Annotated in this window: 31 protein-coding genes; 18 read left to right on the top strand and 13 right to left on the bottom strand. The window is 64.2% G+C overall.

The window, feature by feature from the left end:
• Positions 1-47: 47 nt before the first annotated feature.
• Genes purQ through purC form a run of 4 tightly spaced genes read right to left on the bottom strand, consistent with a single transcriptional unit; the run spans position 48 to position 2040 of the window.
• Positions 48-716 carry a phosphoribosylformylglycinamidine synthase subunit PurQ gene (gene purQ / locus NYR54_RS11895; RefSeq protein WP_261515878.1) on the bottom strand — a complete coding sequence of 223 codons (669 nt, stop codon included), beginning with the start codon at positions 714-716 and terminating at the stop codon, positions 48-50.
• Positions 713-967: a hypothetical protein gene (locus NYR54_RS11900; protein WP_261515879.1), complete on the bottom strand. Its 255-nt coding sequence runs from the start codon at positions 965-967 to the stop codon at positions 713-715. Before NYR54_RS11900 ends, purQ begins: the two co-directional genes overlap by 4 nt.
• Before the next feature lie 19 nt (positions 968-986).
• Positions 987-1229: a phosphoribosylformylglycinamidine synthase subunit PurS gene (purS, locus tag NYR54_RS11905; protein WP_261515880.1), complete on the bottom strand. Its 243-nt coding sequence runs from the start codon at positions 1227-1229 to the stop codon at positions 987-989.
• A gap of 19 nt (positions 1230-1248) precedes the next feature.
• Positions 1249-2040, bottom strand: coding sequence for a phosphoribosylaminoimidazolesuccinocarboxamide synthase (gene purC / locus NYR54_RS11910; RefSeq protein WP_261515881.1), 792 nt, complete (start codon positions 2038-2040; stop codon positions 1249-1251).
• A gap of 277 nt (positions 2041-2317) precedes the next feature.
• On the opposite strand from purC, the gene NYR54_RS11915 reads away from it, so the two are divergent.
• Positions 2318-2638, top strand: a complete 321-nt coding sequence (locus NYR54_RS11915; protein ID WP_261515882.1) for a DUF1476 domain-containing protein — start codon at positions 2318-2320, stop codon at positions 2636-2638.
• Between the two features lie 12 nt (positions 2639-2650).
• Positions 2651-3451 (top strand): HpcH/HpaI aldolase family protein, encoded by an 801-nt coding sequence (locus NYR54_RS11920; protein WP_261515883.1) that lies wholly within the window; start codon positions 2651-2653, stop codon positions 3449-3451.
• Here NYR54_RS11920 and NYR54_RS11925 read toward each other — a convergent pair.
• Positions 3440-3988, bottom strand: a complete 549-nt coding sequence (locus tag NYR54_RS11925) for an RBBP9/YdeN family alpha/beta hydrolase (RefSeq protein WP_261515884.1) — start codon at positions 3986-3988, stop codon at positions 3440-3442. The two genes, NYR54_RS11920 and NYR54_RS11925, sit on opposite strands and share 12 nt — an antisense overlap.
• A 219-nt stretch (positions 3989-4207) precedes the next feature.
• On the opposite strand from NYR54_RS11925, the gene NYR54_RS11930 reads away from it, so the two are divergent.
• A complete protein-coding gene (locus NYR54_RS11930; protein ID WP_261515885.1) occupies positions 4208-5017 on the top strand; it encodes a VOC family protein in 810 nt (269 codons plus the stop codon).
• A 91-nt stretch (positions 5018-5108) separates the two neighbouring features.
• On the opposite strand, the gene purB is transcribed toward NYR54_RS11930, so the two are convergent.
• From purB to NYR54_RS11955, 5 genes are read right to left on the bottom strand one after another with little or no spacing between them, the layout of a single operon-like run.
• Positions 5109-6416, bottom strand: a complete 1308-nt coding sequence (gene purB / locus NYR54_RS11935) for an adenylosuccinate lyase (protein WP_261515886.1) — start codon at positions 6414-6416, stop codon at positions 5109-5111.
• A 58-nt stretch (positions 6417-6474) separates the two neighbouring features.
• Positions 6475-7005: a hypothetical protein gene (locus NYR54_RS11940; protein WP_261515887.1), complete on the bottom strand. Its 531-nt coding sequence runs from the start codon at positions 7003-7005 to the stop codon at positions 6475-6477.
• Entirely contained in the window at positions 7002-7730 is a 729-nt protein-coding gene (locus NYR54_RS11945; RefSeq protein ID WP_261515888.1) for a DUF2259 domain-containing protein, read from the bottom strand. Before NYR54_RS11945 ends, NYR54_RS11940 begins: the two co-directional genes overlap by 4 nt.
• A 26-nt stretch (positions 7731-7756) precedes the next feature.
• A complete protein-coding gene (locus NYR54_RS11950; protein ID WP_261515889.1) occupies positions 7757-8761 on the bottom strand; it encodes a P1 family peptidase in 1005 nt (334 codons plus the stop codon).
• Positions 8761-9828, bottom strand: a complete 1068-nt coding sequence (locus tag NYR54_RS11955; RefSeq protein ID WP_261515890.1) for a branched-chain amino acid ABC transporter substrate-binding protein — start codon at positions 9826-9828, stop codon at positions 8761-8763. The genes NYR54_RS11950 and NYR54_RS11955 overlap by 1 nt, the downstream gene beginning before the upstream one ends.
• A gap of 136 nt (positions 9829-9964) precedes the next feature.
• Here NYR54_RS11955 and NYR54_RS11960 point away from each other — a divergent pair, with 136 nt between their 5' ends.
• The 6 genes from NYR54_RS11960 to NYR54_RS11985 all read left to right on the top strand — a co-directional run bounded on the left by NYR54_RS11960 (position 9965) and on the right by NYR54_RS11985 (position 15393).
• Positions 9965-10459, top strand: a complete 495-nt coding sequence (locus tag NYR54_RS11960; protein WP_261515891.1) for a flavin reductase — start codon at positions 9965-9967, stop codon at positions 10457-10459.
• A 21-nt stretch (positions 10460-10480) separates the two neighbouring features.
• Positions 10481-11410 carry an AAA family ATPase gene (locus tag NYR54_RS11965; RefSeq protein ID WP_261515892.1) on the top strand — a complete coding sequence of 310 codons (930 nt, stop codon included), beginning with the start codon at positions 10481-10483 and terminating at the stop codon, positions 11408-11410.
• A gap of 4 nt (positions 11411-11414) precedes the next feature.
• The gene (locus NYR54_RS11970) at positions 11415-12659 is read left to right on the top strand and encodes a vWA domain-containing protein (RefSeq protein ID WP_261515893.1); all 1245 of its coding nucleotides are present in this window, start codon (positions 11415-11417) and stop codon (positions 12657-12659) included.
• A gap of 71 nt (positions 12660-12730) precedes the next feature.
• Positions 12731-13069 carry an XdhC family protein gene (locus NYR54_RS11975; RefSeq protein ID WP_261515894.1) on the top strand — a complete coding sequence of 113 codons (339 nt, stop codon included), beginning with the start codon at positions 12731-12733 and terminating at the stop codon, positions 13067-13069.
• Between the two features lie 6 nt (positions 13070-13075).
• Entirely contained in the window at positions 13076-13783 is a 708-nt protein-coding gene (locus NYR54_RS11980) for an XdhC family protein (protein ID WP_261515895.1), read from the top strand.
• On the top strand, positions 13780-15393 hold the full coding sequence (locus NYR54_RS11985) for a molybdopterin-binding/glycosyltransferase family 2 protein (RefSeq protein WP_261515896.1): 1614 nt from the start codon (positions 13780-13782) through the stop codon (positions 15391-15393). Before NYR54_RS11980 ends, NYR54_RS11985 begins: the two co-directional genes overlap by 4 nt.
• Before the next feature lie 110 nt (positions 15394-15503).
• Here NYR54_RS11985 and NYR54_RS11990 read toward each other — a convergent pair whose 3' ends face one another.
• Both NYR54_RS11990 and NYR54_RS11995 read right to left on the bottom strand, forming a co-directional pair.
• The gene (locus NYR54_RS11990) at positions 15504-15761 is read right to left on the bottom strand and encodes a hypothetical protein (protein WP_261515897.1); all 258 of its coding nucleotides are present in this window, start codon (positions 15759-15761) and stop codon (positions 15504-15506) included.
• A 4-nt stretch (positions 15762-15765) separates the two neighbouring features.
• Positions 15766-16110, bottom strand: a complete 345-nt coding sequence (locus tag NYR54_RS11995) for an ArsR/SmtB family transcription factor (RefSeq protein ID WP_261515898.1) — start codon at positions 16108-16110, stop codon at positions 15766-15768.
• Between the two features lie 269 nt (positions 16111-16379).
• Between NYR54_RS11995 and rpsD the strand changes: the two genes are divergently transcribed.
• Positions 16380-16997, top strand: coding sequence for a 30S ribosomal protein S4 (gene rpsD / locus NYR54_RS12000; RefSeq protein ID WP_261515899.1), 618 nt, complete (start codon positions 16380-16382; stop codon positions 16995-16997).
• A gap of 75 nt (positions 16998-17072) precedes the next feature.
• Here rpsD and NYR54_RS12005 read toward each other — a convergent pair whose 3' ends face one another.
• Complete coding sequence (locus NYR54_RS12005) at positions 17073-17354, bottom strand: transcriptional regulator (protein ID WP_261515900.1); 282 nt, start codon at positions 17352-17354, stop codon at positions 17073-17075.
• A gap of 460 nt (positions 17355-17814) precedes the next feature.
• On the opposite strand from NYR54_RS12005, the gene rpsL reads away from it, so the two are divergent.
• From rpsL to NYR54_RS12045, 8 genes are all read left to right on the top strand, one after another.
• Positions 17815-18186 carry a 30S ribosomal protein S12 gene (gene rpsL, locus NYR54_RS12010; RefSeq protein ID WP_159593254.1) on the top strand — a complete coding sequence of 124 codons (372 nt, stop codon included), beginning with the start codon at positions 17815-17817 and terminating at the stop codon, positions 18184-18186.
• 63 nt (positions 18187-18249) lie between these two features.
• Complete coding sequence (gene rpsG, locus NYR54_RS12015; protein ID WP_261515902.1) at positions 18250-18720, top strand: 30S ribosomal protein S7; 471 nt, start codon at positions 18250-18252, stop codon at positions 18718-18720.
• 27 nt (positions 18721-18747) lie between these two features.
• Positions 18748-20838: an elongation factor G gene (fusA, locus tag NYR54_RS12020; protein WP_261515903.1), complete on the top strand. Its 2091-nt coding sequence runs from the start codon at positions 18748-18750 to the stop codon at positions 20836-20838.
• Between the two features lie 59 nt (positions 20839-20897).
• A complete protein-coding gene (gene tuf / locus NYR54_RS12025; protein WP_261515863.1) occupies positions 20898-22073 on the top strand; it encodes an elongation factor Tu in 1176 nt (391 codons plus the stop codon).
• A 70-nt stretch (positions 22074-22143) separates the two neighbouring features.
• Entirely contained in the window at positions 22144-22452 is a 309-nt protein-coding gene (rpsJ, locus tag NYR54_RS12030) for a 30S ribosomal protein S10 (RefSeq protein WP_007066362.1), read from the top strand.
• A gap of 74 nt (positions 22453-22526) precedes the next feature.
• Entirely contained in the window at positions 22527-23255 is a 729-nt protein-coding gene (gene rplC / locus NYR54_RS12035) for a 50S ribosomal protein L3 (protein ID WP_261515905.1), read from the top strand.
• Positions 23255-23875 carry a 50S ribosomal protein L4 gene (gene rplD, locus NYR54_RS12040; RefSeq protein ID WP_261515906.1) on the top strand — a complete coding sequence of 207 codons (621 nt, stop codon included), beginning with the start codon at positions 23255-23257 and terminating at the stop codon, positions 23873-23875. Before rplC ends, rplD begins: the two co-directional genes overlap by 1 nt.
• Positions 23872-24165 carry a 50S ribosomal protein L23 gene (locus NYR54_RS12045; RefSeq protein WP_261515907.1) on the top strand — a complete coding sequence of 98 codons (294 nt, stop codon included), beginning with the start codon at positions 23872-23874 and terminating at the stop codon, positions 24163-24165. Before rplD ends, NYR54_RS12045 begins: the two co-directional genes overlap by 4 nt.
• The last annotated feature ends 12 nt before the right edge of the window (positions 24166-24177 follow it).

A 24177-nucleotide genomic window follows, 5' to 3' on the forward strand; every position in this document is an offset into this window, starting at 1 on the left:
TGCACCTTCGATTGTCGCCCGGTAAGACGGGATCGGGCAGTATCGCCTTAAGCCGCCAGGCTCATGACGCTTTCGAAGAGCGGCCGCCCGTCCGTGCCGCCATGGGCGTCCTCGATCAGGTTTTCCGGATGCGGCATGAGGCCGAGCACATTGCCCGCTTCGTTCACGATGCCGGCGATGTCGTTGACCGAACCGTTGGGGTTGGTGCCCTCTGCATAGCGGAAGACCACCTGACCTTCGCCTTCGATGCGGGCCAGTGTTTCAGGATCGGCGAAATAGTTGCCGTCGTGGTGAGCGACCGGGCAGCGGATGATCTGGCCCGGGGAATAGGCACGGGTGAAGGCGGTGTTGGCGTTGGCGACCTGGAGCTTCACATGGCGGCAGACGAATTTGAGCGACGCATTGCGCATCAGCGCGCCCGGCAGCAGGCCGGCCTCGAGCAGGATCTGGAAGCCGTTGCACACGCCCATGACGAGCACGCCCTGCGCCGCCTTTTCAGCTACGGCGCGCATCACCGGCATGCGCGCGGCAATCGCGCCGCAGCGCAGATAGTCGCCATAGGAGAAGCCGCCCGGGATGACGATGAGATCGACGTCGGGCAGCTCCGTTTCCGTCTGCCAGACGGTGAGGGGCGGTTTGCCCGAAATCTTCGTCAGCGCCGCGATCATGTCGCGGTCACGGTTGAGGCCGGGAAGCTGGATGACAGCGGATTTCATGCGTCGTGATGAGGCTGTGGCCTGTCGGCGGTGGAGTTTAGATCGAGGTAACGTTCAATTCGATCGAGGCGCTTGTCGTGGCGCGACAAAATTACACAAACGTTCGAAAGGTCGCGCTCGGCGGCTGCAAGCTGCCCGTTGATTACTTTAACTTCCCGCTTGATGTCACCCAGGGCGTCCGACAGGTTGCGGAAATGCTGCTCCATGTCCAAGACCATTCCGTAGAGCTGTTCCTGGCTGACTTCTGTCATATCCTGCCCCGCCACAACCTCAGGTAATGGCGATACTATAGTCTTCGATCACCGTATTAGCCAGCAGGCGCTCGCACATATCCTTGAGATCGGCTTGGGCCCGGGCGCGATCGGCCGTGTCGAGCTCGATATCGAACACCTTGCCCTGGCGCACTTCGCCGACGCCTGAGAAGCTGAGGGCCCGGAGCGCGCCTTCGATGGCCTTCCCCTGCGGGTCGAGTACACCGTCTTTCAACGTGACTGTGACACGTGCCTTGATCACGAAAACCGGTTCCCTGTCTTCAGTGCCGGGTCTGGCCGTTCGGCTTGGAGGAGACGAGCACGGGGCCGGAGGGCTTTGGCGGCTCGTTCTCGTTCATGATGCCGAGCCTGCGGGCCACTTCCTGATAGGCTTCCACAAGCCCACCCATGTCGCGGCGGAAACGGTCCTTGTCCAGCTTGTCGCGGGTGGAGATGTCCCACAGACGGCAGGAGTCGGGGGAAATCTCGTCGGCCACGACGATGCGCATCATGTCGCCTTCCCACAGGCGTCCGCATTCGATCTTGAAATCGACGAGCTGGATGCCGACGCCCAGGAAGAGGCCGGAAAGGAAGTCGTTGACGCGGATGGCGAGCGCCATGATGTCGTCGATCTCCTGGGGGCTCGCCCAACCGAAGGCCGTGATGTGCTCCTCGGAGACCATCGGGTCATCCAGCGCGTCCGCCTTGTAGTAGAACTCGATGATGGAGCGCGGCAGCACCGTGCCTTCCTCGATGCCGAGCCGCTTGGAAAGCGAGCCGGCGGCGATGTTGCGCACCACGATTTCGAGCGGAATGATCTCGACTTCCCGGATCAGCTGCTCGCGCATGTTGAGGCGCCGGATGAAGTGGGTGGGAATGCCCATCCGGTTGAGATGCTCGAACAGGTACTCGGAAATCCTGTTGTTGAGCACGCCCTTGCCGTCCACGACCTCGTGCTTCTTCTTGTTGAAGGCCGTGGCATCGTCCTTGAAGAACTGGATGAGCGTGCCGGGCTCAGGCCCTTCGTAAAGAATCTTGGCCTTGCCTTCGTAAATGCGGCGGCGACGGTTCATGGCATTCTCTGATGTTGGGTGCCGGTCTTCCAAATGGTGATCATGAGCCCGACTCGGCAAGAGGGAGGCGCCTGATAGCACTCGCGGTCTGTAACGCAAATGCGTTATTATCTCAATCGCCATTTCCTGGTTGTAACCAATGCGGGATTGACCCCCGGCGAACGGATGATTACGCGATTGACCGGAGATGGCTTCTGGTCTCTAACACTCCTATCCTGAATATCCATCTATCGCGTGGCCGCGCGGCGCGCGGCAGTGCTTGATCCGAGGGTAGCCCATGAGCAGCATGAAAGAACGTGAAGAAACCTTCGAGCGAATGTTCGTCCGTGATGAGGAGCTGAAGTTCAAGGCAACGGCGCGCCGCAACAAGCTGCTCGGCCTCTGGGCGGCGGAAAAGCTCGGCAAGAGCGGCGACGAGGCCGAAGCCTATGCCAAGCAGGTGGTGGTCGCGGATTTCCAGGAGGCGGGCGACGAAGACGTCTTCCGCAAGATCAGGGGCGATTTCGACGCGGCCGGCATCAGCGAACCGGATGAGGTCATCCGCAAGAAGATGATCGATCTGCTCGCGGAGGCCATAGAGCAGGTGAAGAGCTCTTAAGGTACGGCGGCGATGGCCACGCTTTCCGAGCGGCTCAAGGCGGGCGAGACCGTATTTTCGGCCTGGTCCACCATTCCAGATTCCCTCACGATAGAAGCCATCGCCAGCACCGCCTTCGAGGCCGTGACGCTCGATATGCAGCATGGCGGCCATCATGAGAACAGCGTGCTGCGCGGCGTTCTGCCGCTCAAGGAGCGCGGCCGGCATGTGATCGTGCGCATTCCGGTCGGCCGGTTCGACATGGCGAGCCGCGCGCTCGATTTCGGCGCCGAAGCGGTGATTGCGCCTATGGTGAATTCGCTGGAGGATGCGCGCCGTTTCGCCGCCGCCACGAACTATCCGCCGGTGGGTGAGCGGTCTTGGGGGCCGACCTTCGCCTTGCCCCGCTCGAAAGAGCCGGGCGGTCAGCACTGGCTCGACACGGCCAAGGGGCGCACGCTGGCCTTTGCCATGATCGAGACCCGCGCCGCGTTCGCATTAGTGGACGAGATCGTCGGTACGGAAGGGATCGACGGGATTTTCGTCGGTCCGGCGGATTTCTCCATCGCCTGGAGCAACGGTCGAACGGTTGACCCGACATTGCCGGACATGATGCAGGCCATCGGCGAGATCGCGGAGCGGGCGCGGGCGGCGGGCAAGCACGCGGCCATCTACTGCGCCGATCCCAGGATGGTGGGGCGGTATCATGCCATGGGATTCCGCTTTTTCGCCTTCGGCAACGACTACAGCTATATCGCGCAGGGCGCGGCCGACATGATCGAGAGGGCGCAGGCGAGCATCAATTCGAGTACCGAACCCGAGTCAAAGCTTTGACAGGAAGCGCGCGAAGGTGAGGGAGCCTTCCGGCCACGGCCCATAGCCTGCCTCGGCATTGATGTGGCCGGCGTTTCCTGCATCGAGAAAAAGCGAACCCCAGGCGGCCGCGATATCCTCGGCCGCTTCGAAACTGCCGAAATGGTCGTTGCGGCTTGCCACCACGATCGATGGGAAGGGCAGCGGATCGCGCGGGTAAGGGCCGAACGTCATCAGGTGCCTTGGCCTGATGTTCGGATTGGTGACCTCCGGCGGCGCGACGAAGAAAGCGCCCGCCACCGGCTTGCGGAAGCGCGGTATGCCATGTACGGCGCAGGCAATGCCCAATGAGTGGGCGACCAGAACGACCGGCTTTTCGGCTTCGTTCACCGCCTTGACGACATTGTCCACCCAATCTTCGCGGACGGGCTTTGACCATTCGGCCTGTTCTACGCGGCGGGCGGTGGACAGGCGCGCCTGCCACCGGCTCTGCCAGTGATCGGGGCCGGAATTGGTGTAGCCGGGGATGATGAGGATGTCGGCGTCCCTTGCTTTCATGGCCGCGCATGTAGCCAGCGTGTTCCCGCAGTGCAAGCGCCCGGCGTCTCATATTTTTTCCTTCCGGTTGGACCCCGATTGGCGATCCGGTCGGATGCCGATTGGTGAACAGCGCGTTTTCATTTCCGGCCTTGTGATGGTACCTTGCGGGGATCACATACGGGACACCGTCAAAGCTTCCGGCAGCCGCGCCGGAACGCAGAGCCCCGGAGATAAAAGATGACCGCGCTTCCCTTTTCCGCCACCACGCCCGTCCACCTCGACCGGGTTGCTCTCAAAGCGCGTGACGCCGAGGCACTCGGCCATTTCTACCGCGATGTTGTGGGGCTTCAGGAGCTTGAACGCCGGGGCAGCGTGATCGTGATGGGGGCCGGCGAGCGCTGGCTTCTCGAAATCGAGCAGGACGATGCCGCAAAGCCGGACGATCCGCGCGAGGCGGGCCTTTTCCACACGGCTTTCCTGCTGCCCACCCGGTCTGACCTCGCCCACTGGGCGCGCTACGCGATCGACCGGCAGATTGGGGTCGAAGGCGCATCGGACCATCTGGTTAGCGAGGCCATCTATCTGAGCGACCCCGAGGGAAACGGTATCGAGATTTACGCCGACAGGCCGCAGGAGCTCTGGCCCAGGCAGGATGACGAAGTGGCCATGAAGACGCTGCGGCTCAACTTCAACGATCTTTTCGCCGAAGCGGGCGAGGGGGCCTGGAACGGCGCGCCGGAGGGGACTGTGATCGGCCATGTGCATCTGCGCGTGGGCGACCCCGCCGAGGCGGAAAAGTGGTGGCGGGAGGCGGTCGGGCTCGACACCATGGCGCGCTACGGGCCGCAGGCCGTGTTTCTCGCCTCAGGTGGCTATCATCACCACATCGGCGTCAACAGCTGGCGCAGCGCCGGTGCGGGCCGGCGCGATCCCCGCCGCGCGGGGCTGGCGTGGATCAGCCTGAAATCCGCCGATGTCGCGGAGGAACGTGTCCTCGAAGACCCCTGGGGCACGGTGGTGAAGCTGGTGCCGCAAGAGCAGGCATAGCCTATACGAAACGCGGCCCTGGCAGGACTGGCGCCATGGCTCCGCTTCCGTTCCGCGCGCCTGTGCGGAAGCGCGGTGTTCGGAGGCGCTTTCAAGCCTCTCCGAACACCCTCTTGAAAATCGTGTCCACGTGTTTGGTGTGGTAGGCGAGGTCGAATTTCTCCCGGATTTCCTCCTCCGACAGCGCGGCGCGCACCTCCTTGTCGGCCAGCAGCTCTTCCAGGAAATCGGCGCCTTGCTCCCACACCTTCATGGCATTGCGCTGCACCAGCCGGTAGGCGTCCTCGCGGCTGACGCCGGCCTGTGTAAGCGCCAAAAGCACGCGCTGCGAATGGACGAGGCCGCGGAAGCGGTCGAGATTCTTCTGCATGTTCTGCGGATAAACGACCAGCCTTTCCACGAGCCCGGTAAGCCGCGCCAGCGCGAAATCGAGGGTCACCGTGGCGTCCGGTCCGATCATGCGCTCCACCGAGGAGTGGGAGATGTCGCGCTCGTGCCACAGGGCCACATTCTCCATGGCGGGCAGGGCATAGGCGCGCACCATGCGCGAAAGGCCAGTGAGGTTTTCCGAAAGCACCGGGTTGCGCTTGTGCGGCATTGCCGACGAGCCTTTCTGGCCGGGTGAGAAGAATTCCTCCGCTTCCAGAACCTCCGTGCGCTGCAGGTGGCGGATTTCCACCGCCAACCTTTCGATGGAGGAGGCGATGACGGCGAGCGTGGCAAAATACATCGCGTGGCGGTCGCGCGGGATCACCTGGGTGGAGATCGGCTCGGGCTTCAGCCCCATCTTTGCCGCCACATGGGCTTCCACGCGCGGATCGATATTGGCGAAGGTCCCGACCGCACCGGAGATGGCGCAGGTGGCGACCTCCTCGCGCGCCCGCTCCAGCCTTTCGCGGCAGCGGACGAACTCGGCATAGGCCTGCGCCAGCTTGAGGCCGAAGGTGGTGGGCTCGGCGTGGATGCCGTGGCTGCGGCCGATGGTGACGGTGTCCTTGTGCTCGAAAGCGCGTTGTTTCAGCGCGGCAAGCAGCTGGTCGAGATCAGCGAGAAGAATATCGCTCGCCCGCACGAGCTGGACGTTGAAACAGGTGTCTAGAACGTCGGACGACGTCATCCCCTGATGCACGAAGCGCGCGTCGGGCCCGACGATCTCTGCAAGATGCGTGAGAAAGGCGATGACGTCGTGCTTGGTCTCGCGCTCGATCTCGTCGATGCGGCCGATGTCGAAGGTGGCATTGCCGCCCTTTTCCCAGATGGTTTTGGCAGCCTCTTTCGGGATGATGCCGAGCTCGGCCATGGCATCGGCGGCATGCGCCTCGATCTCGAACCAGATGCGGAATTTCGACTCGGGCGACCAGATTGCGGCCATTTGCGGCCGCGAGTAGCGCGGGATCATGGGGCCTGCCTATGCTTCGGGAATGCCGGTTCGGGTCCTATCAGACGGAGGAACGAAGTCAACGCACGCGCAGCGCAAACCACAGCGAGGCCGCGAAAAGCGCCGCGAAGCCGATGGGAAAATAGAGCCTGAGGCCGATGACGGCGAACTGATAGAGGGCGCCGGCCACCGTGAAAGCGAATTGCACAAACCAGCCGCGCGTGAACGGCTCCTCGTGCCAGGCAGCGTAATAGATGCGATAGTCGAGCGCGAAAAGGATTGCCGTCACCGCGATGGTACCGAGCGCCAGCATCACGAAGGCGGCAGCGAACCGCCCGCTGGGTGCCTTGTTTTCCGCAACAAGGCGCGAGAGGAAGAGCGCTGCGGGGAACGCGAGGGCCGCGCCGATCCCGAACAGGAGGACGACGAGGGCCGCGTGGTGCGGATTGGCCCAGTGCGCGATGCCAAGATAGGCGCTGAGGCTTATGGTCAAGCCCCAGAGCAGGGCTCCCGCGAGTGCCGTGCGCGGGGATGGCACCGCCCGGCGCAGCCGCACCTTGAGCGGCGCACCGACGGCGGAATGATCCAGAATGTCCGTGTTGCCGGTCACAGCCGTCCGGTCACTGCTATAAAGCGGTGGTCGGGCCCTTCGAAGCCGAAGCGGCGGACCGCGATCATCACCGCGAAGACGGGGTTTGCTCCCTCGGGATGGAATGTCTGAACGCCCGTGATGCGATAGCCGAGCGGGCAGCCGCGGCTTTCCGGTATGGATTCGTCCTCGTGTACTGTCTGCGTTTCCTCGCCCGGCACGGTGCCGATTCGCAGGAGGCGGAAGCCCACGATCCTTTCGCCCAGATCGTCGCAGTTTTCCGGATGCTGCAGGTGCAGTTCCTCGAGCCGGAACTCAAGCGCGTCATCGAGTGCGGGCATGATGGGCCGGGGATTGACCAGCATGCGGTGCGGGTCGGCCGAGAGTTCGGTGACGGCGTTCCAGCCGGCGGTGAAACCGATGTTCTTCGTTAGCTCTTCATCGGAAATGATTGCGTCGCCACGTTCTTTTGCGCTCTGACGTGCTTGCTCCACGCTCGCCTGCTCGTCGTCCAGCCGCACGCGGACGGGCGTACCGGGAAGGAAAGTGTCGTTCGCGGTGTCGATGTAATAGCGATTGGCGTAGGGGAAGCCGGAGCCGTCCTGCACGCCGTATTCCTCGAAGGCGAAGATTCCTCCGTCGTCGCTGAAGCCGAGGATCTGGACGGTGGCCATGTCCCCAGCGCGTGCGGCCACCGAGAGAAGAAGGAGCGCGGCGGCGAGAGCTGCGAGGCGGATGATCGTCATAGTCTGTCCCCCATGCTGGGCCGAGATCAGCTTCCGAACCGTTTGCGCCAGGCGGGCGCGATATCGCCTTCGGCGCTTTCGGCGGCGTAAACCGCGCGGGCGATCGCGCGCGCCATGGTGGCGGCCGCCGCTGCGTGAAGCTCCATCGCGAAGTCGCGGTCGAACGCCACCTCCTTGCGCTCGGTCGAAAGGGCAAAGACGAGATCGCCATCTACGGGCGTGTGCGCGGGCCAGATGGCCCGTGCCAGGCCCCCGTGAGCGGCGATCGCAAGCCGGGTGGCTCCAGCCTTGTCCAGCTTGGCATCCGTGGCGATGACACCGATGGTGGTGTTCTCCAGGTTGCCGAATTTCTTCCGTACGACCCTGCTGGCATCCGCCGGGAACGGGGAGGGCATTCCAAGCCCGCCGAACTCGTCACCGATTTCGAAGGGGGCAGCCCAGAAATGTGCGGTGCCGCCGATGGTCACCGACCCGGCGGCGTTCACCGCCACCAGCGCGCCGACGGTAATGCCGTCCGAAAGCACCGTGGAGGCGGAGCCGAGCCCGCCCTTGAGCCCGGCCGTGAGGGCACCCGTACCCGCGCCCTCGGAGCCGATGGGAAATTCCGCGTGCGCATCGTGAACGGCCTCGAAGCCAAGCTCGCGATAGGGCGGAAAGCGGCCCCAGTTCTTCTCTCCGCCATTGGCAAGATCGAACAGGATGGCGGCAGGCACGATGGGCACGCGATGGCCGGCCGCCTGGAAGCCCCGGCCCATTTCGCGCAGAGCGGCCTGAGCGCCGGCGGCGGCATCAAGGCCGAAAGCAGAGCCTCCGGAAAGCACCACCGCATCGACGCGCTCGACGAGCGCATGGGGCGCGAGCAGATCGGTCTCGCGCGTTCCCGGCGCGCCGCCCAGCACCTTCACGCCCGCGACCGCCGGCTCGTCCGCCAGAACGACCGTGACGCCCGATTTCAGGCGATCGTCCCGGCTGTTGCCGACCTTCAGGCCCGCGACATCCGTAATCAGGTTTCTGGGGCCGGCCTGGAACACTATTCCACCTCCACGAAAGCGTGGCCGTCATAACGGAAGAGGTGGTAGAGGTCTCCCGTCATGTCACCTTTTTCGTCAAAACGGACGGTGCCGATGCTTGTCGGAAAATCCCGTCCAGCGAGGACGTCCTGGACGGGAACGCCTTGCGAGGCGGCCTCGCGAAGGGCGGCGGCCGCCACCTCGAGGGCTGTGAAGCCCGGAACGACATAGCCTTCCACGATCACCTCCGCCTCCTGAAGCGCAGCGAGCGCCTCCGGTGCTGCAAGCTCGCGCCAGTCCGGCATGCCGACCATCAGCACGCCTTCCGGCAGCGGGACCGAGCCGTCCTCGGCCTTGAGCGCCTCTCCGCCTGCAAAAACCACGTCATAGCCGAGGTTTGCGGCGTCGCGAGCCATGATGGCTATATCGGCGCGGTCGCCTCCGACGAAGACGTGGGTTGCGCCTGCGCGCCTCAGTCTGCCGACAAGGCCGATCTGATTGTCGAGCTGCGGCCGGTACGTGTCCACGAAGACGGGCTTGAGCTCCGCCAGTTCCGCCTGCGCCCGCAGATCCTCCGCGAGCTCCCTGCCATAGATCGTGCCGTCGTCAACGATGGCGAAGAATTCGCCGCGCCAGCGGCGCACAAGAATGTCCGACACCGCCTTGCGTTCGGCGTCGGCGCGCGGGCCGAGGCGATAGACGAGCCATCCGGTGCGCGTCTTGTGGTCCGTGAGGCCAGTGGTTCGCACGGGCGTTATGACGGGTATGCCTGCTTCCGTAAAAAGCGGCAGGGCGGCCTCGATCGCCGGTGTGCACAGAAAGCCGATGACGATGGAGGCGCCTTTTTCCATGAGCTGCCTTGCGGCTGCCGCACCGCCATCCTCCGTGCAGCCGCTGTCGGCCTCGACCAGGCGCACCGAACCGTCCCGGTTTGCGGCAACCCGGGCGCCGTCCGCCCATTGCCGTCCCAGTACGGCAAGATCGTTGCTGAGAGGCGCGGCCAGGCCGACCACCAACGCCTCCTGAGCATCGGAGCGGGGTGCTGCGAGCGCGGCCAGGAGCAGAAAGGCAAAAAAGGCAAAGCGCATCGGCAGGGCGGAACATCCTTGTGCGGTTGTCGGTCCCGACACTGGTAAATGGTGGCACGGATGCGCGCAACACGCTATTGAGACGCCGCGCTTGCAAGCGCAGGGGTCGAACCTATATCGAGGCGGCGAGGTTTTAGTGCTCAAGATCAACAACATTGCACCGCAGGATTATCGCAACGCGATGGCTCGCTTTGCCGGCGCGGTGCACGTGGTCACGACCGACGGGCAGGCAGGCCGGCGCGGCGTTACGGTGATCGCCGCCTGTTCCGTTTCGGACAATCCACCCATCGTTCTGGTTTGTCTCAACCGCGAAAACGTCAACAACGACGTTTTCCGGGACAATGGCGTCTTCGCGCTCAACACGCTCGCCGCTGAGCACGAGGCGGTGTCGAACGCCTTTTCGGGCCTCACCGGCCTGCCGCCGGAAGAGCGCTTCGCCCTTGCCGAATGGGATGTGCTGACCACGGGCGCGCCCACGCTGGTCGGCGCTCTGGCGGTGTTCGACTGTCAGGTGATCGACACGAAGGAACTCGGCACTCACCGCATCTATTTCGGCAAGGTGACAGGCCTGCGCATCGGCGATAAGCTCAGGCCTCTTCTTTACCACGACCGCGGCTACCGCGTGCTGTAGCGCAAATCTCCCGGAGGCGTCATGCCCGAGCCACAACCGCGCCCCCTTCCGCAATCGATCGACGAGACGGTCGAAATGCTGAACGCGGCCGACTACGTGGCCGACCGGGCGCTTGCGACCGTGCTGTTCCTGAGCCTCAAAATGCACCGCCCGCTCTTTCTCGAAGGTGAGGCGGGCGTGGGCAAGACGGAGATCGCCAAGGTTCTGGCCGCGTCTCTCGGGCGCCGGCTCATCCGCCTGCAATGCTATGAAGGGCTCGACGTCTCCTCCGCCGTATATGAATGGAACTATGCGGCGCAGATGATCGAGATCCGCATGGAGGAGGCGGCGGGCGTGTCCGACCGCGCGGCGATGGAGCGCAACGTCTTCTCGGAAAAATATCTGATCCGCAGGCCTGTTCTGGAGGCGCTGACGGGCAAGGCCGGTGCAGCTCCGGTCTTTCTCATAGACGAGCTCGACCGCACCGACGAGGCATTCGAAGCCTTCCTGCTGGAGATCTTATCGGACTATCAGGTGAGCGTGCCGGAGCTCGGCACGATCAAGGCGGAAGAGCCGCCCATCGTCATCATCACCACGAACCGCACGCGCGAAATCCACGACGCGCTCAAGCGGCGCTGCCTCTATCACTGGGTGGATTATCCCGATGCCGCGCGAGAGCTGGAGATCGTGCGCCGCAAGGTGCCGCGGGCAAATGAGAGGCTTTCGCGGGAAGTGGTGGCCTATATTCAGCGGCTGCGGGAAATCGATCTCTTCAAGGTTCCCGGCGTGGCCGAATCGATCGACTGGGCCAATGCGCTTGCCGAGCTCGACAAGGTGGCGCTCGATCCCGAGACGGTTTCCGATACTCTCGGCGTGCTGCTTAAATATCAGGACGATATCGCCCGCCTACAGGAAGGCGAGAGCGCGCGAATCCTAAACGAGGTGAGGGCCGAGCTGGCCGCGGCCCAGTAAGGCGATGCGGGAACCCAACGCAAGCGGCCACAACACGGCCTCTACGGAGGGTCGGATTGCCGACAACATCGTCTTTTTTGCCCGCGCGCTGCGCAAGGCGGGGCTGCGTGTGGGGCCAGCGGCCGTGACCGATTCGATACAGGCGGTGCTGGCCGCCGGAATCGGCTCGCGGGAGGATTTCTACTGGACGCTCCATTCGGTTCTGGTCAACCGCCGCGAGGACCATGCGGTCTTCGATGAGGCATTCCGGCTGTTCTGGCGTTCGCGCGGGCTGATCGAGAAGATGCTCGCCATGCTGTCGCCGGTGGCGCGCGCGGCTGCACAGAAGGAAAAACCCCGCGCAGGCCAGACCCGCGCAAGCGAGGCGTTCGCGAATCTGGACCGGCAGGAATGGCAGGAGCAGGAGGTGGAGGTCGATGCCCGCCTTTCCGTCTCCGCGCGGGAGGTGCTGCGGCAGAAGGATTTCGCGCAGATGACGGCCGAGGAGCTGGCGGAGGCGCGCAAGGCGATTGCAGCGCTCCTGATGCCGCACGATCTCGTGGTTACCCGCCGTTTCAGGCCTGATCCACGCGGCGCGCGCATCGACCCGCGGGCGATGATGCGGTTCGGCCTGCGCACGGGCGGCGACCTTCTTCTGCCGCGTTACCGCAGCCCGCGCCGCGTGCATCCGCCAGTGGTGGTGCTCGCCGATATTTCCGGCTCCATGAGCCAGTACACACGCATCTTCCTGCATTTCCTCCACGCCCTGACGGAGCGGCGCAGGCGTGTTCACAGTTTCGTCTTCGGCACCCGGCTCACCAATCTGACGCGGCAGTTGCGACACCGCGATCCGGACGAGGCGCTGGCGCAATGCGCCGGTGCGGTCAAGGACTGGTCGGGCGGCACGCGCATCGGCGAGGCGATCGGCTCCTTCAACCGGCTCTGGTCGCGCCGTGTGCTGGGGCAGGGCGCTATCGTCCTTCTGATCACAGACGGCCTGGAGCGTGACGATGTCGAAACGCTAGGGCGGGAGATGGAGCGGCTGCAGAAATCCTGCCGCAGGCTCGTCTGGCTCAATCCCCTTCTGCGTTTCGAGGGCTTCGAGCCGCGCGCCCGCGGCGTGCGCGCCATGCTGCCCTATGTGGACGAGCTGCGACCCGTGCACAATCTGGAGGCGCTGTCGGACCTGTGCGCCGCGCTCTCCGCCGCTCCTGGGCGGGGGACGCGGCTTTCCCCGGCCGCAGGACTTGGCAAGCGCGTGCGTGCGTGACCATATTGTTAGGGTTCGCTGCGCGCCAGGCGGCGGAATCCTCATATGCGATTCGACGAGGAGGAGGCGGAATGTCCGACATCGTTGAAGGCGGAACCTTACGCGATCCGCTGACGATCGCCGAGGAATGGATGAAGGAGGGGCGCGACGTGGCCATCGCCACAGTGGTGGAAACCTGGGGCTCGGCCCCGCGCCCGGTCGGCAGCCACCTCGTCATCGACGCCGACGGCCAGTTCGAGGGCTCTGTCTCCGGCGGCTGCGTGGAAGGCGCGGTCATTGCCGAGGCCGCGGAGGTGATCGCCGACGGCAAGCCGCGCATGCTGGAATTCGGCGTCGCCGACGAGACGGCCTGGCGGGTGGGCCTATCCTGCGGCGGGCGCATCAAAGTCTATGTCGAGCGGCTGGGCTGAGGGGCCATGGATCCCTATTCGCTGAAGAAGCTCAACCAGTGCCGCCGCGAGCGCCGCGCGGCGATTCTGCTCACCGACCTTGGCGACGGGCGCGACCGCGTGGTTGTGGAAGGCGATCTGGTCGCGGGCAATCTGGGCGAGGCGGTGGCCTCCGCCTTCCGCTCCGGCAAGTCGGGGGTGGTGGAGGTTGACGGCCGAAGCTTCTTCCTCAACGTGCATTTGCCGCCGCCACGGCTCGTCATGATCGGGGCGGTCCACATCAGCCAGGCATTGGCGCCGATGGCGGCCATAGCGGGCTTCGACCTGCACATCATCGATCCGCGCACGGCCTTCGCCTCGCCGGAACGCTTCCCCAATGTGCGGCTCGACGCCGAGTGGCCGCAGGAAGCGCTGGCGCGAAGCCCGCTTGACGCCTATTGCGCGCTCGCTGCGCTTACACATGACCCAAAGATCGACGATCCGGCGCTGAAGGCCGCGCTGGAGGCGGGCTGCTTCTATGTGGGCGCTCTGGGCAGCCGGAAGACCCACGCCAGGCGCGTGGAGCGGCTGACGGAGGCGGGTGTTTCGCCTGCAGCGATCGAGCGTATCCGGGCGCCCATCGGACTGAAGATCGGTGCCGCGAGCCCGGCCGAGATCGCCGTTGCCGTGCTTGCCGAAATCATCGAAGCGCTGCGTTCGCGGGGGCTTTCGGCCAGCAGGAGCGTGGCGGCATGAAATTCGGACCGATCGCCATAGAAAACGCCGAAGGCGCAATCCTCGCCCACGCCACGCATGCGGGCGAGAAGCGATTCCGCAAGGCGCACCGCCTGACGGCTGAGGACCTGAAGGACCTGGCGGAAGCGGGCGTGCGCGAGGTGATCGCGGCGAGCCTCGAACCCGACGATCTTGATGAGGATGAAGCCGCGCGGCGCATCGCCGCGGCCTGCCGGGCCGCCAATGTGGAGGCGCGGCCGCCCTCCACGGGCCGCGTCAATATCCATGCCACGGAAGCGGGCGTGTTCCTGGTCGATCGCAAGATCGTCGATGCGGTGAATGGCATCGACCCCGCCATCACGCTCGCCACCCTGAATCCTTACGCGCCGGTGGAAGCCGGGCAGATGGTGGCGACGGTCAAGATCATTCCCTTCGCAGTGGCCGAAAATCTGGTGGCGCAGGCGGAGAATGCCTGCAGGGCAGGGGACATTTTTTTCGTGCGTCCCTTTGCGCCGCGCCGGGTGGGGCTCATCCAGACCACCTTGCCGGGCGTCAAGGCGAGCGTGCTCGACAAGACCGCGCGCATCACCGAGGCGCGGCTTGCGCGCTCGGCAAGCCGGATCGCCGGGGAGTTGCGCCCGCCGCATGAGGCGGAGGCGGTGGCGCGCGCGATCCGCGCTCAGTTTGAAGACAGCGACATTCTGCTTGTTTTCGGCGCCTCGGCGGTCTGCGACGAGGATGATGTCGTGCCCGCGGGCATCCGGCTTGCGGGCGGCGATGTGGCGCGCGTGGGCATGCCGGTCGATCCGGGCAATCTGCTGGTGCTCGGGTCCCTCAATGGCAAGCCGGTGCTGGGCGTACCAGGCTGCGCACGCAGTCCCAAGCTGAACGGCTTCGACTGGGTGCTCGACCGACTGCTTGCGGGAATGGAGGTACGGCCGGAGGATATCGCGGGCATGGGCGTCGGCGGCTTACTGATGGAAATCCCCACGCGGCCGCAACCGCGCGAGGCCAGGCCGGCGCCCGCTCAGGCGAAGGTCTGGACGGTGCTTCTGGCGGCAGGTCAGTCGCGCCGCATGGGAAGCGCAAACAAGCTGCTTGCCGATTTCGGGGGAAAGCCGCTCGTGCGCTGCATGGCCGAGCGCATCCTTAAGAGCAAGGCGGCGGGAAGTGTGGCCGTGCTCGGCCATGAGGCGGAAGCCGTGCGCGATGCACTGTCAGGCCTGGAAATCAAGACGGCGGAAAACCTGGATTACGCCACCGGCCTTGCAAGCTCGCTGAAGGCTGGAATCCGTGCCCTGCCGCCGGATGCGGCGGGTGCGCTGGTGGCGCTTTCCGATATGCCGGGCGTGAAAACGGCCGACCTCGACCGGCTGATCGACGCCTTCATCGCGGCGGGCGGCAAGGCGATCGTGCGCGCCACCCATAACGGCAAGCGGGGCAATCCGGTGATCCTCCCGCGCGCCCTGTTTGCCGAGGTCGAGCGCCTCGAAGGCGATACCGGTGCGCGCCAGATCGTTGAAAGCGCACCTCTGGACGTGATCGACGTCGAACTGGGCGAGGCGGCAAGCCTCGACGTGGATACGCCGGACGCCTTACGCGCGGCGGGCGGCGTGCTGACGGAAGGGTGACGCTGCCTTTCGCCTGGTTCGGGCGACGATGTCATCAATGGCAAGTGCCGATAGCGGGTGCCGCATGGCCCGCTTGCGCTTCTCATTATTGAATTGACCTGAAGCAGCCCTTATTCGACCTGACGCAGCACATGGTCGATGGAAGCGAGCTTGGCGCGGATATCCGCCAGTTCGCGCTCGACCCGTTTGCGGCTCTTTGTGTTCTCGGCGAGCGCCGCCGTCGCGCGTTCAGCAAGCTGGCGGTAGTTTTCCTCGCGGGCGGCGCTCATGCGCGCTCTCCAGGTGGCTGCGAGCTGAATGATGATGGTGACGGCGACGATGGTGCCGAGGGTCAGCACCATTACGCCCATCAGATAGTCCTGTTCCATACTCTCAAACGTCCTCCTTCCTGTTCTCGGGCGGCAGGCTTTGTGCCGCCTGCTCGATCACGTGAGGGTGGAGCAGCACCTCGAACGGCGTCACCTCGAAATAGTTGAGGGCCTTGCCGTCTTCCGAAAGCTCCATTTCGCTGCGCACCAGGCCGGCTTCTTCCAGCTTGTTGAGATGCAGGTGGAGAAGGGGCCGGCTGATCCCGATCTCCCGCGCAAGCTGGCTGATGTAGTTGCGGCCGTTCGCCCACAACGTGGCCAGAATCCGCATACGGTGCGGATTGGCGAGTGCCGCGAGGATACGCAGCAATTCCTCGCCCGAGGGTGGTGCGTCGCTAGTCTGTTTCATGTGTAAGAAAAATCTTACACATCGGAATTAGGATGTCAATGGGTTCACCGAGGCGCAGCACAACGTTGACTTTCCGCCTCGCCTCCCTTATGTGCCGCCGCTGGCGCGACGGCTGCCTGCAGCGTTCGTGTCCTTGACGTGTCCCGTGGGGATCGCCTCGAGCGTGCGGTGATCTCCTGTCAGGCCTCGGAAATGGGGGTCAGAGGAGGGCGCGTTTCCTTCGCCCGGAACGCGACGTGCCGGGCGTTCATGATTTGAAAGGGAATGCGATGAGCAAACGCCAATCCGCAAAATACAAGCTCGACCGCCGGTTGGGCGAAAATGTCTGGGGCCGGCCCAAGTCGCCGGTCAATCGCCGTGAGTACGGTCCCGGCCAGCACGGCCAGCGCCGCAAGGGCAAGCTGTCGGACTACGGCCAGCAGCTGCGCGCCAAGCAGAAGCTGAAGGGCCATTACGGCGATATTTCTGAAAAGCAGTTCCGCCGCATTTACGATGAGGCGATCCGCCGCCGGGGTGAGGCGACGGAGAACCTGATCGGCCTTCTGGAATCGCGTCTCGACGCCATCGTCTACCGCGCGAAGTTCGTACCGACGATCTTCGCCGCGCGCCAGTTCGTCAATCACGGCCACGTCAAGGTGAACGGCCGCCGGGTCAACATTCCGTCCTACCGCTGCAAGGCGGGCGACGTGATTGAAGTGCGCGAGAAGTCGAAGCAGCTCGCCATCGTTCTGGAGGCTGTCCAGCTCCCCGAGCGCGACGTGCCGGACTATATCGATGTCGACCACAGCAAGATGGTCGCCAAATACGTTCGTGTGCCGTCGCTTGCCGACGTGCCTTATCCGGTCCAGATGGAGCCGAATCTGGTCATCGAGTACTATTCGCGCTGATCTGTCCGTAGGCGAATCGTTTTCAAGCGCCCGGCTTTTGCCGGGCGTTTTGTTTGTGCCGCTGCCGGTGGAGAATCACGCGGGTTCTTCGAAGGTGACGATCGCGATTTCGCCCTCGGTGGCGCCCTGCCAGGCGGAAAGGTGAGGCTCCTCGTCGGGCGCGCCGATCATTTCCCCGATCTGGTCGAGTTCGGCCTCCGCATACCCCTCCTGCGCCAGCGCCTCGAGGGCGAGTCGCACGGCGGTATCGTCGTCGGGAGCGACGAGCATCACATGAACGCCCTCGCTCGACTCGCCCGGCTCCCGCCATACGCGGCCGGTAATGATGGTGACAGGCCGCTCTTCATTGTCGTTCATGTGAACCGCTCCTGTGGGGCGCCGTTGCAGGCGCATGGGTGTATGCTGGCATTTATGGCCGGCGAAGGACAGGGCAAGGGCTGGAAAATCCCGCTTCATCTTCCCATATTGGGCCGCGGACGTTCGCATGGGGCCGTCTGACGCGCCCGCGGGCAAGATTATTGCCCGTACGGGCTTGACGCGTCTTGAGGTTGCGCGTATTAGGCGCCCCACGTCTGAGCCGATGTGAGGCTTCTTTTTCCGTGGCGGCGCGCTGTGGAGCCAAGGCCTCAAACAGGGTTCGTTTTTTAACGAGCGACAGACTTCCGGGGCAAGAAGCGGCTTCCGCTTCCTCTGCATGTGTTCGGGCAGGACCGCACAAAAGCGGTTTGATGCCCGAATTTGCGTTAGGAAGGTGGCGTCTCGCAGGAGCGGACCCTGAGACGCGAAGACACAGGATTGAGAACCAAGGGAAGGTTTGATGCCGACCGTAAATCAGCTGATCAACAAGCCGCGCAAGGCCCCAGTGAAGCGCAACAAGGTGCCGGCCATGCAGGCGAACCCGCAAAAGCGGGGCGTGTGCACGCGCGTCTATACGACGTCGCCGAAGAAGCCGAACTCGGCCATGCGCAAGGTGGCCAAGATCAGGCTTGCCAATGGCTTTGAGGTGATCGGCTACATTCCGGGTGAAGGCCATAACCTTCAGGAGCACTCCGTGGTGATGATCCGCGGCGGTCGCGTGAAGGACCTTCCCGGCGTGCGCTATCACATCATCCGCGGCGTGCTTGACACGCAGGGTGTGAAGAGCCGCAAGCAGCGCCGCTCCAAATACGGCGCAAAGCGTCCGAAGTAGGGTTTTCCGGCTTCGGCGCTTTTTGTTTGTGGCGCCGGGCCCTGAAGGTGAGAGACGAAGACAATGTCCCGACGCCACCGTGCAGAAAAGCGCGAGATCAACCCGGATCCGAAGTTCGGCGACGTGGTTGTGACCAAGTTCATGAACGCCATCATGCTCGACGGCAAGAAGTCCGTCGCCGAGCGGATCGTCTATGGTGCGCTGGAACAGGTGCAGGAAAAGACGAAGCAGGAGCCGGTCGCGGTTTTCCACCAGGCGATCGAGAACGTGGCGCCCCATGTGGAGGTGCGCTCCAGGCGCGTCGGCGGCGCCACCTATCAGGTGCCGGTGGATGTCCGCCCCGAGCGCCGTCAGGCGCTTGCCATCCGCTGGCTGATCGCGGCTGCACGCAACCGCAACGAGACGACGATGATCGAGCGCCTTTCGGGCGAGCTTCTCGACGCGTCCAACAATCGCGGCACCGCCGTCAAGAAGCGCGAGGACACGCACAAGATGGCCGAGGCCAACCGTGCGTTCTCGCATTACCGCTGGTAAGGCGGGACGGAAGAAGAGGACCTTACGATGGCCCGCGAATTTAAAATCGAAGACTACCGAAATTTCGGTATCATGGCGCATATCGACGCCGGTAAGACGACGACGACCGAGCGCATCCTCTATTACACCGGCAGGTCGCACAAGATCGGCGAGGTCCATGACGGCGCTGCCACCATGGACTGGATGGAGCAGGAGCAGGAGCGCGGCATCACCATCACGTCGGCGGCGACCACGACTTTTTGGAAGGGCCGCGACGGCAGGGTGCGCCGCTTCAACATCATCGACACGCCGGGCCACGTGGACTTCACCATCGAGGTGGAGCGCTCGCTGCGCGTGCTCGACGGCGCCATCGCGCTGCTCGACGCGAATGCGGGCGTGGAGCCGCAGACGGAGACCGTGTGGCGGCAGGCCGACAAGTATCATGTGCCGCGCATGATCTTCTGCAACAAGATGGACAAGCTCGGCGCGGACTTCTACCGCTCCGTCGAGATGGTGAAGAGCCGTCTCGGGGCGACTCCTGTCGTCATGCAGCTTCCCATCGGCGCGGAGAGCGATTTCAAGGGCGTCATCGACTTGGTGGAGATGAAGGCTCTGATCTGGCGCGACGAGACCCTCGGCGCAGCCTGGGACGTGCTGGACATCCCCGCCGAATATGTCGAGAAGGCCGAGGAGTACCGCGAGAAGCTGATCGAGACGGCCGTCGAGATGGACGAGGCCGCGATGGAGCGCTACCTCGAAGGCGAGATGCCCTCGGTGGAGGAGATCCGCTCCTTGATCCGCAAAGGCACAATCGAGGGCAAGTTCTTCCCGATGTTCTGCGGCTCCGCCTTCAAGAACAAGGGCGTACAGCCGTTGCTTGATGCGGTGGTGGATTATCTGCCGTCCCCGGTCGACATTCCCTCGATCAAGGGTGTGGACGCGAAGACCGAGGAGCCGATCGAGCGTCACGCGGACGACAACGAGCCGCTCTCGATGCTCGCCTTCAAGGTCATGAACGACCCGTTCGTGGGCTCGCTCACCTTCTGCCGCATCTATTCGGGCGTGCTGAAGAAGGGCGTGTCGCTGGAGAACACGGTCAAGGGCAAACGCGAGCGCATCGGCCGCATGCTGCAGATGCACGCGAACTCCCGCGAGGACATCGAGGAGGCCTACGCCGGCGACATCGTGGCGTTGGCGGGCCTCAAGGAGACGACGACGGGCGACACGCTGTGCGACCCGCTGAAGCCCGTGGTTCTGGAGCGCATGGAGTTTCCGGAGCCCGTCATCCAGATCGCGATCGAGCCCAAGACCAAGGGTGACCAGGAGAAGATGGGCCTCGCGCTCAATCGTCTGGCGGCTGAGGATCCCTCCTTCCGCGTCAAGACGGACGAGGAGAGCGGTCAGACCATCATCGCCGGCATGGGTGAGCTGCATCTCGACATCATCGTCGACCGCATGCGCCGCGAGTTCAAGGTGGAGGCCAATGTCGGCGCTCCGCAGGTGGCCTACCGCGAGACCATCACCAAGGTCGCCGAGGTGGACTACACCCACAAGAAGCAGACCGGCGGTTCGGGGCAGTTCGCCCGTGTGAAGATCGTTTTCGAGCCGAATCCCGATGGCGAGGATTTCGTGTTCGAATCCAAGATCGTCGGCGGCGCCGTGCCGAAGGAGTACATCCCCGGCGTGCAGAAGGGTCTGGAGAGCGTGCTTTCCTCCGGTCCGATCGCCGGCTTCCCGATGCTGGGCGTGAAGGCCACGCTGGTCGACGGCGCCTACCACGATGTGGACTCGTCGGTGCTCGCCTTCGAGATTGCCGCGCGTGCGGCGTTCCGCGAGGGCGCGCAGAAGGCCGGAGCGCAGCTCCTCGAGCCGATCATGAAGGTCGAGGTGGTGACGCCCGAGGAGTATGTCGGCAGCGTCATCGGCGACTTGAACTCGCGGCGCGGCCAGATCCAGGGCCAGGAGACGCGCGGCAACGCCGTCGTCGTCAACGCCATGGTGCCGCTTGCCAACATGTTCAAGTATGTCGACACCCTGCGCTCGATGTCTCAGGGCCGCGCCCAGTACACGATGCAGTTCGACCATTACGAGCCGGTCCCCAGCGCCGTGGCGCAGGAGATCCAGAAGAAGTTCGCGTGACCGCCCGCAGGGCTCACAAGCGAGTAGGCCGACAAGGCTAGAGATAACGGAGACCTCAGATGGCCAAAGGAAAATTCGAGCGCACGAAGCCGCATGTGAATGTCGGGACGATTGGTCACGTTGACCATGGGAAGACGACCTTGACGGCGGCGATCACGAAGTTTTTCGGTGAGTTCAAGGAGTACGATCAGATTGACGCTGCGCCGGAAGAGAAGGCGCGCGGCATCACGATCTCGACGTCGCATGTGGAGTACGAGACGGAGAACCGGCACTACGCGCATGTGGACTGCCCTGGGCACGCGGACTACGTGAAGAACATGATCACGGGTGCGGCGCAGATGGACGGGGCGATATTGGTGGTTTCGGCGGCCGACGGCCCGATGCCGCAGACGCGCGAGCACATTCTTCTGGCGCGCCAGGTGGGTGTTCCGGCGATCGTTGTGTTCATGAACAAGGTTGACCAGGTTGACGATCCGGAGCTTCTGGAGCTGGTGGAGCTTGAGGTGCGCGAGCTTCTGTCGTCCTATGAGTTCCCGGGCGACGAGATTCCGATTGTGAAGGGGTCGGCGCTGGCTGCGCTGGAGGGCAACAGCCCCGAGATCGGCGAGAACGCGGTTCGCGAGCTGATGAAGGCGGTTGACGAGTACATTCCGACGCCGGAGCGTCCGATCGACCAGCCGTTCCTGATGCCGATCGAGGACGTGTTCTCGATCTCGGGCCGCGGCACGGTTGTGACGGGCCGTGTGGAGCGCGGCATCGTGAAGGTTGGCGATGAGGTTGAGATCATCGGCATCCGTCCGACGCAGAAGACGACGGTGACGGGCGTCGAGATGTTCCGCAAGCTGCTCGACCAGGGCCAGGCGGGCGACAACATCGGCGCGCTTCTGCGCGGCATCGACCGCGACGGGGTGGAGCGCGGGCAGGTTCTTGCGAAGCCCGGTTCCGTGACGCCGCACACGAAGTTCAAGGCCGAGGCCTACATCCTGACGAAGGAGGAGGGCGGGCGTCACACGCCGTTCTTCACCAACTACCGTCCGCAGTTCTATTTCCGGACGACGGACGTGACGGGCGTGGTGAAGCTGCCCGAGGGCACCGAGATGGTGATGCCGGGCGACAATGTGACGATGGATGTGGAGCTGATCGTGCCGATTGCGATGGAGGAGCGTCTTCGCTTCGCCATCCGCGAGGGCGGCCGCACCGTGGGTGCCGGCATCGTCGCCTCCATCACCGAGTAACAAGGCCGTACGCACTCGGCACCGCGGCGCGCTTCACGCGCGCCGCTGTGCGGGGACAAGGAACCGATAGATGAACGGACAAAATATCCGTATCCGCCTCAAGGCTTTCGACCACCGGGTGCTGGATGCCTCGACGCGTGAAATCGTCTCCACGGCCAAGCGCACGGGCGCCAATGTTCGCGGCCCGATCCCGCTGCCCACTCGGATCGAGAAGTTCACGGTGAACCGCTCGCCGCATATCGACAAGAAGAGCCGCGAGCAGTTCGAAATGCGCACCCACAAGCGGCTTCTCGACATTGTGGACCCGACGCCGCAGACGGTGGACGCGCTCATGAAGCTCGATCTGGCAGCGGGTGTCGACGTCGAGATCAAGCTGTAGAGGCGGAAGACTTGGGTGTAGACCCCGCGGGGCCGCAGGACCGGTAGCGGGAAGTCTGAAAGGAAATCGAACCGATGCGTTCAGGTGTTATCGCACAGAAGATCGGGATGACGCGCGTCTACAACGAGGCGGGCGAGCATGTTCCCGTCACGGTGCTGCGCATGGAGAATTGCCAGGTGGTGGCCCAGCGCACTGAGGAGAAGAACGGCTACACCGCCGTTCAGCTCGGCGTAGGGCTGGCCAAGGTGAAGAACACGCCCAAGCCGCTGCGCGGGCAGTTCGCCGCCGCCAAGGTGGAGCCGAAGGCGAAGCTGGCCGAATTCCGCGTCTCGCCGGAGAATCTGCTCGAGGTGGGTGTGGAGATCACTGCCGACCACTTCGTGCCCGGCCAGAAGGTGGATGTGACCGGCACCTCCATCGGCAAGGGCTTTCAAGGGGTTATGAAGCGCCACAATTTCGGTGGTGGCCGCGCGACCCACGGCAACTCGATCTCGCACCGCTCGCACGGCTCAACCGGTCAGCGTCAGGATCCCGGCAAGGTCTTCAAGGGCAAGAAGATGGCCGGCCATATGGGTCACCGGCGCGTGACCACGCAGAATCTGGAAGTCGTTTCCACCGATACGGAGCGCGGCCTGATCCTGGTGCGCGGCGCCGTTCCGGGCTCCAAGGGCTCCTGGATCATGGTGCGCGATGCCGTGAAGGCGCCGCTACCCAAGGAGGCGCCGCTTCCCGCCGCGATCCGTCCGGCCGGCGGTGACTCGGCCAAGGCTCAAGAACCGGCCGCCAGCGAGGGGGCAGAATAATGGATTTGAAGATCACCACGCTGACGGGCGAGGATGCCGGCACGCTGAAGGTCTCCGAGGAGATCTTCGGTCTGGAGCCGCGCGAGGACATCCTGCACCGGGTCGTGCGCTGGCAGCTCGCCAAGAAGCAGCAGGGCACCCATAAGGCGAAGGGCCGCTCGGAGATTTCGCGCACCGGCGCGAAGATGTACCGCCAGAAGGGTACGGGCCGCGCCCGCCACTCCTCGGCGCGCGTGCCGCAGTTCCGCGGCGGCGGCAAGGCCCACGGGCCGGTGATGCGCAGCCACGCCCACGACCTGCCCAAGAAGGTTCGGGCGCTGGGCCTGAAGCATGCGCTTTCGGCCAAGGCGCGGTCGGAAAACCTCATCATCGTCGATGAATTGTCGGCCAAGGAAGCCAAGACCAAGGTGCTCGCCGAGAGCTTTGCGAAGCTCGGGCTCGACAATGCGCTGATGATCGGCGGAGCGGAGATCGACGCGGGGTTCAAGCGCGCTGCAGCGAACATTCCCAACATCGACGTGCTGCCCGTTCAGGGCATCAATGTCTACGACATCCTGCGCCGCGGCAAGCTGGTGCTTTCCAAGGCCGCGGTCGAGGCTCTCGAGGAGCGGTTCAAATGACGGATCTTCGCCACTACGACGTGATCATCAGCCCGGTGGTCACCGAGAAGTCGACGCAGGCCTCGGAGTACAACCAGGTCATCTTCAACGTCGCGCGCAAGGCCACCAAGCCCGAGATCAAGGCCGCCGTTGAGGCGCTCTTCAATGTCAAGGTCAAGGGTGTGAACACGCTCAACCGGAAGGGCAAGGTGAAGCGTTTCCGCGGCACCGTCGGGCGGCAGAGCGACGTCAAGAAGGCGATCGTCACGCTGGCCGAAGGCCATTCGATCGACATAGCCACGGGTCTTTGAGAGGCCGCGAGG

Origin of the sequence: Chelativorans petroleitrophicus (genome assembly GCF_025398195.1) — a bacterium.
Taxonomy (GTDB): domain Bacteria; phylum Pseudomonadota; class Alphaproteobacteria; order Rhizobiales; family Rhizobiaceae; genus Chelativorans; species Chelativorans petroleitrophicus.

What these genes read in the sequence shown, in the direction of transcription:
- purQ (WP_261515878.1), bottom strand. Translation starts at nt 716, where the DNA reads ATGAAATCCGCTGTCATCCAGCTTCCCGGCCTCAACCGTGACCGCGAC.
- NYR54_RS11900 (WP_261515879.1), bottom strand. Translation starts at nt 967, where the DNA reads ATGACAGAAGTCAGCCAGGAACAGCTCTACGGAATGGTCTTGGACATG.
- purC (WP_261515881.1), bottom strand. Translation starts at nt 2,040, where the DNA reads ATGAACCGTCGCCGCCGCATTTACGAAGGCAAGGCCAAGATTCTTTAC.
- NYR54_RS11915 (WP_261515882.1), top strand. Translation starts at nt 2,318, where the DNA reads ATGAGCAGCATGAAAGAACGTGAAGAAACCTTCGAGCGAATGTTCGTC.
- NYR54_RS11920 (WP_261515883.1), top strand. Translation starts at nt 2,651, where the DNA reads ATGGCCACGCTTTCCGAGCGGCTCAAGGCGGGCGAGACCGTATTTTCG.
- NYR54_RS11925 (WP_261515884.1), bottom strand. Translation starts at nt 3,988, where the DNA reads ATGAAAGCAAGGGACGCCGACATCCTCATCATCCCCGGCTACACCAAT.
- NYR54_RS11930 (WP_261515885.1), top strand. Translation starts at nt 4,208, where the DNA reads ATGACCGCGCTTCCCTTTTCCGCCACCACGCCCGTCCACCTCGACCGG.
- purB (WP_261515886.1), bottom strand. Translation starts at nt 6,416, where the DNA reads ATGATCCCGCGCTACTCGCGGCCGCAAATGGCCGCAATCTGGTCGCCC.
- NYR54_RS11945 (WP_261515888.1), bottom strand. Translation starts at nt 7,730, where the DNA reads ATGACGATCATCCGCCTCGCAGCTCTCGCCGCCGCGCTCCTTCTTCTC.
- NYR54_RS11955 (WP_261515890.1), bottom strand. Translation starts at nt 9,828, where the DNA reads ATGCGCTTTGCCTTTTTTGCCTTTCTGCTCCTGGCCGCGCTCGCAGCA.
- NYR54_RS11965 (WP_261515892.1), top strand. Translation starts at nt 10,481, where the DNA reads ATGCCCGAGCCACAACCGCGCCCCCTTCCGCAATCGATCGACGAGACG.
- NYR54_RS11970 (WP_261515893.1), top strand. Translation starts at nt 11,415, where the DNA reads ATGCGGGAACCCAACGCAAGCGGCCACAACACGGCCTCTACGGAGGGT.
- NYR54_RS11975 (WP_261515894.1), top strand. Translation starts at nt 12,731, where the DNA reads ATGTCCGACATCGTTGAAGGCGGAACCTTACGCGATCCGCTGACGATC.
- NYR54_RS11980 (WP_261515895.1), top strand. Translation starts at nt 13,076, where the DNA reads ATGGATCCCTATTCGCTGAAGAAGCTCAACCAGTGCCGCCGCGAGCGC.
- NYR54_RS11985 (WP_261515896.1), top strand. Translation starts at nt 13,780, where the DNA reads ATGAAATTCGGACCGATCGCCATAGAAAACGCCGAAGGCGCAATCCTC.
- NYR54_RS11990 (WP_261515897.1), bottom strand. Translation starts at nt 15,761, where the DNA reads ATGGAACAGGACTATCTGATGGGCGTAATGGTGCTGACCCTCGGCACC.
- NYR54_RS11995 (WP_261515898.1), bottom strand. Translation starts at nt 16,110, where the DNA reads ATGAAACAGACTAGCGACGCACCACCCTCGGGCGAGGAATTGCTGCGT.
- rpsD (WP_261515899.1), top strand. Translation starts at nt 16,380, where the DNA reads ATGAGCAAACGCCAATCCGCAAAATACAAGCTCGACCGCCGGTTGGGC.
- NYR54_RS12005 (WP_261515900.1), bottom strand. Translation starts at nt 17,354, where the DNA reads ATGAACGACAATGAAGAGCGGCCTGTCACCATCATTACCGGCCGCGTA.
- rpsL (WP_159593254.1), top strand. Translation starts at nt 17,815, where the DNA reads ATGCCGACCGTAAATCAGCTGATCAACAAGCCGCGCAAGGCCCCAGTG.
- rpsG (WP_261515902.1), top strand. Translation starts at nt 18,250, where the DNA reads ATGTCCCGACGCCACCGTGCAGAAAAGCGCGAGATCAACCCGGATCCG.
- fusA (WP_261515903.1), top strand. Translation starts at nt 18,748, where the DNA reads ATGGCCCGCGAATTTAAAATCGAAGACTACCGAAATTTCGGTATCATG.
- tuf (WP_261515863.1), top strand. Translation starts at nt 20,898, where the DNA reads ATGGCCAAAGGAAAATTCGAGCGCACGAAGCCGCATGTGAATGTCGGG.
- rpsJ (WP_007066362.1), top strand. Translation starts at nt 22,144, where the DNA reads ATGAACGGACAAAATATCCGTATCCGCCTCAAGGCTTTCGACCACCGG.
- rplC (WP_261515905.1), top strand. Translation starts at nt 22,527, where the DNA reads ATGCGTTCAGGTGTTATCGCACAGAAGATCGGGATGACGCGCGTCTAC.
- rplD (WP_261515906.1), top strand. Translation starts at nt 23,255, where the DNA reads ATGGATTTGAAGATCACCACGCTGACGGGCGAGGATGCCGGCACGCTG.
- NYR54_RS12045 (WP_261515907.1), top strand. Translation starts at nt 23,872, where the DNA reads ATGACGGATCTTCGCCACTACGACGTGATCATCAGCCCGGTGGTCACC.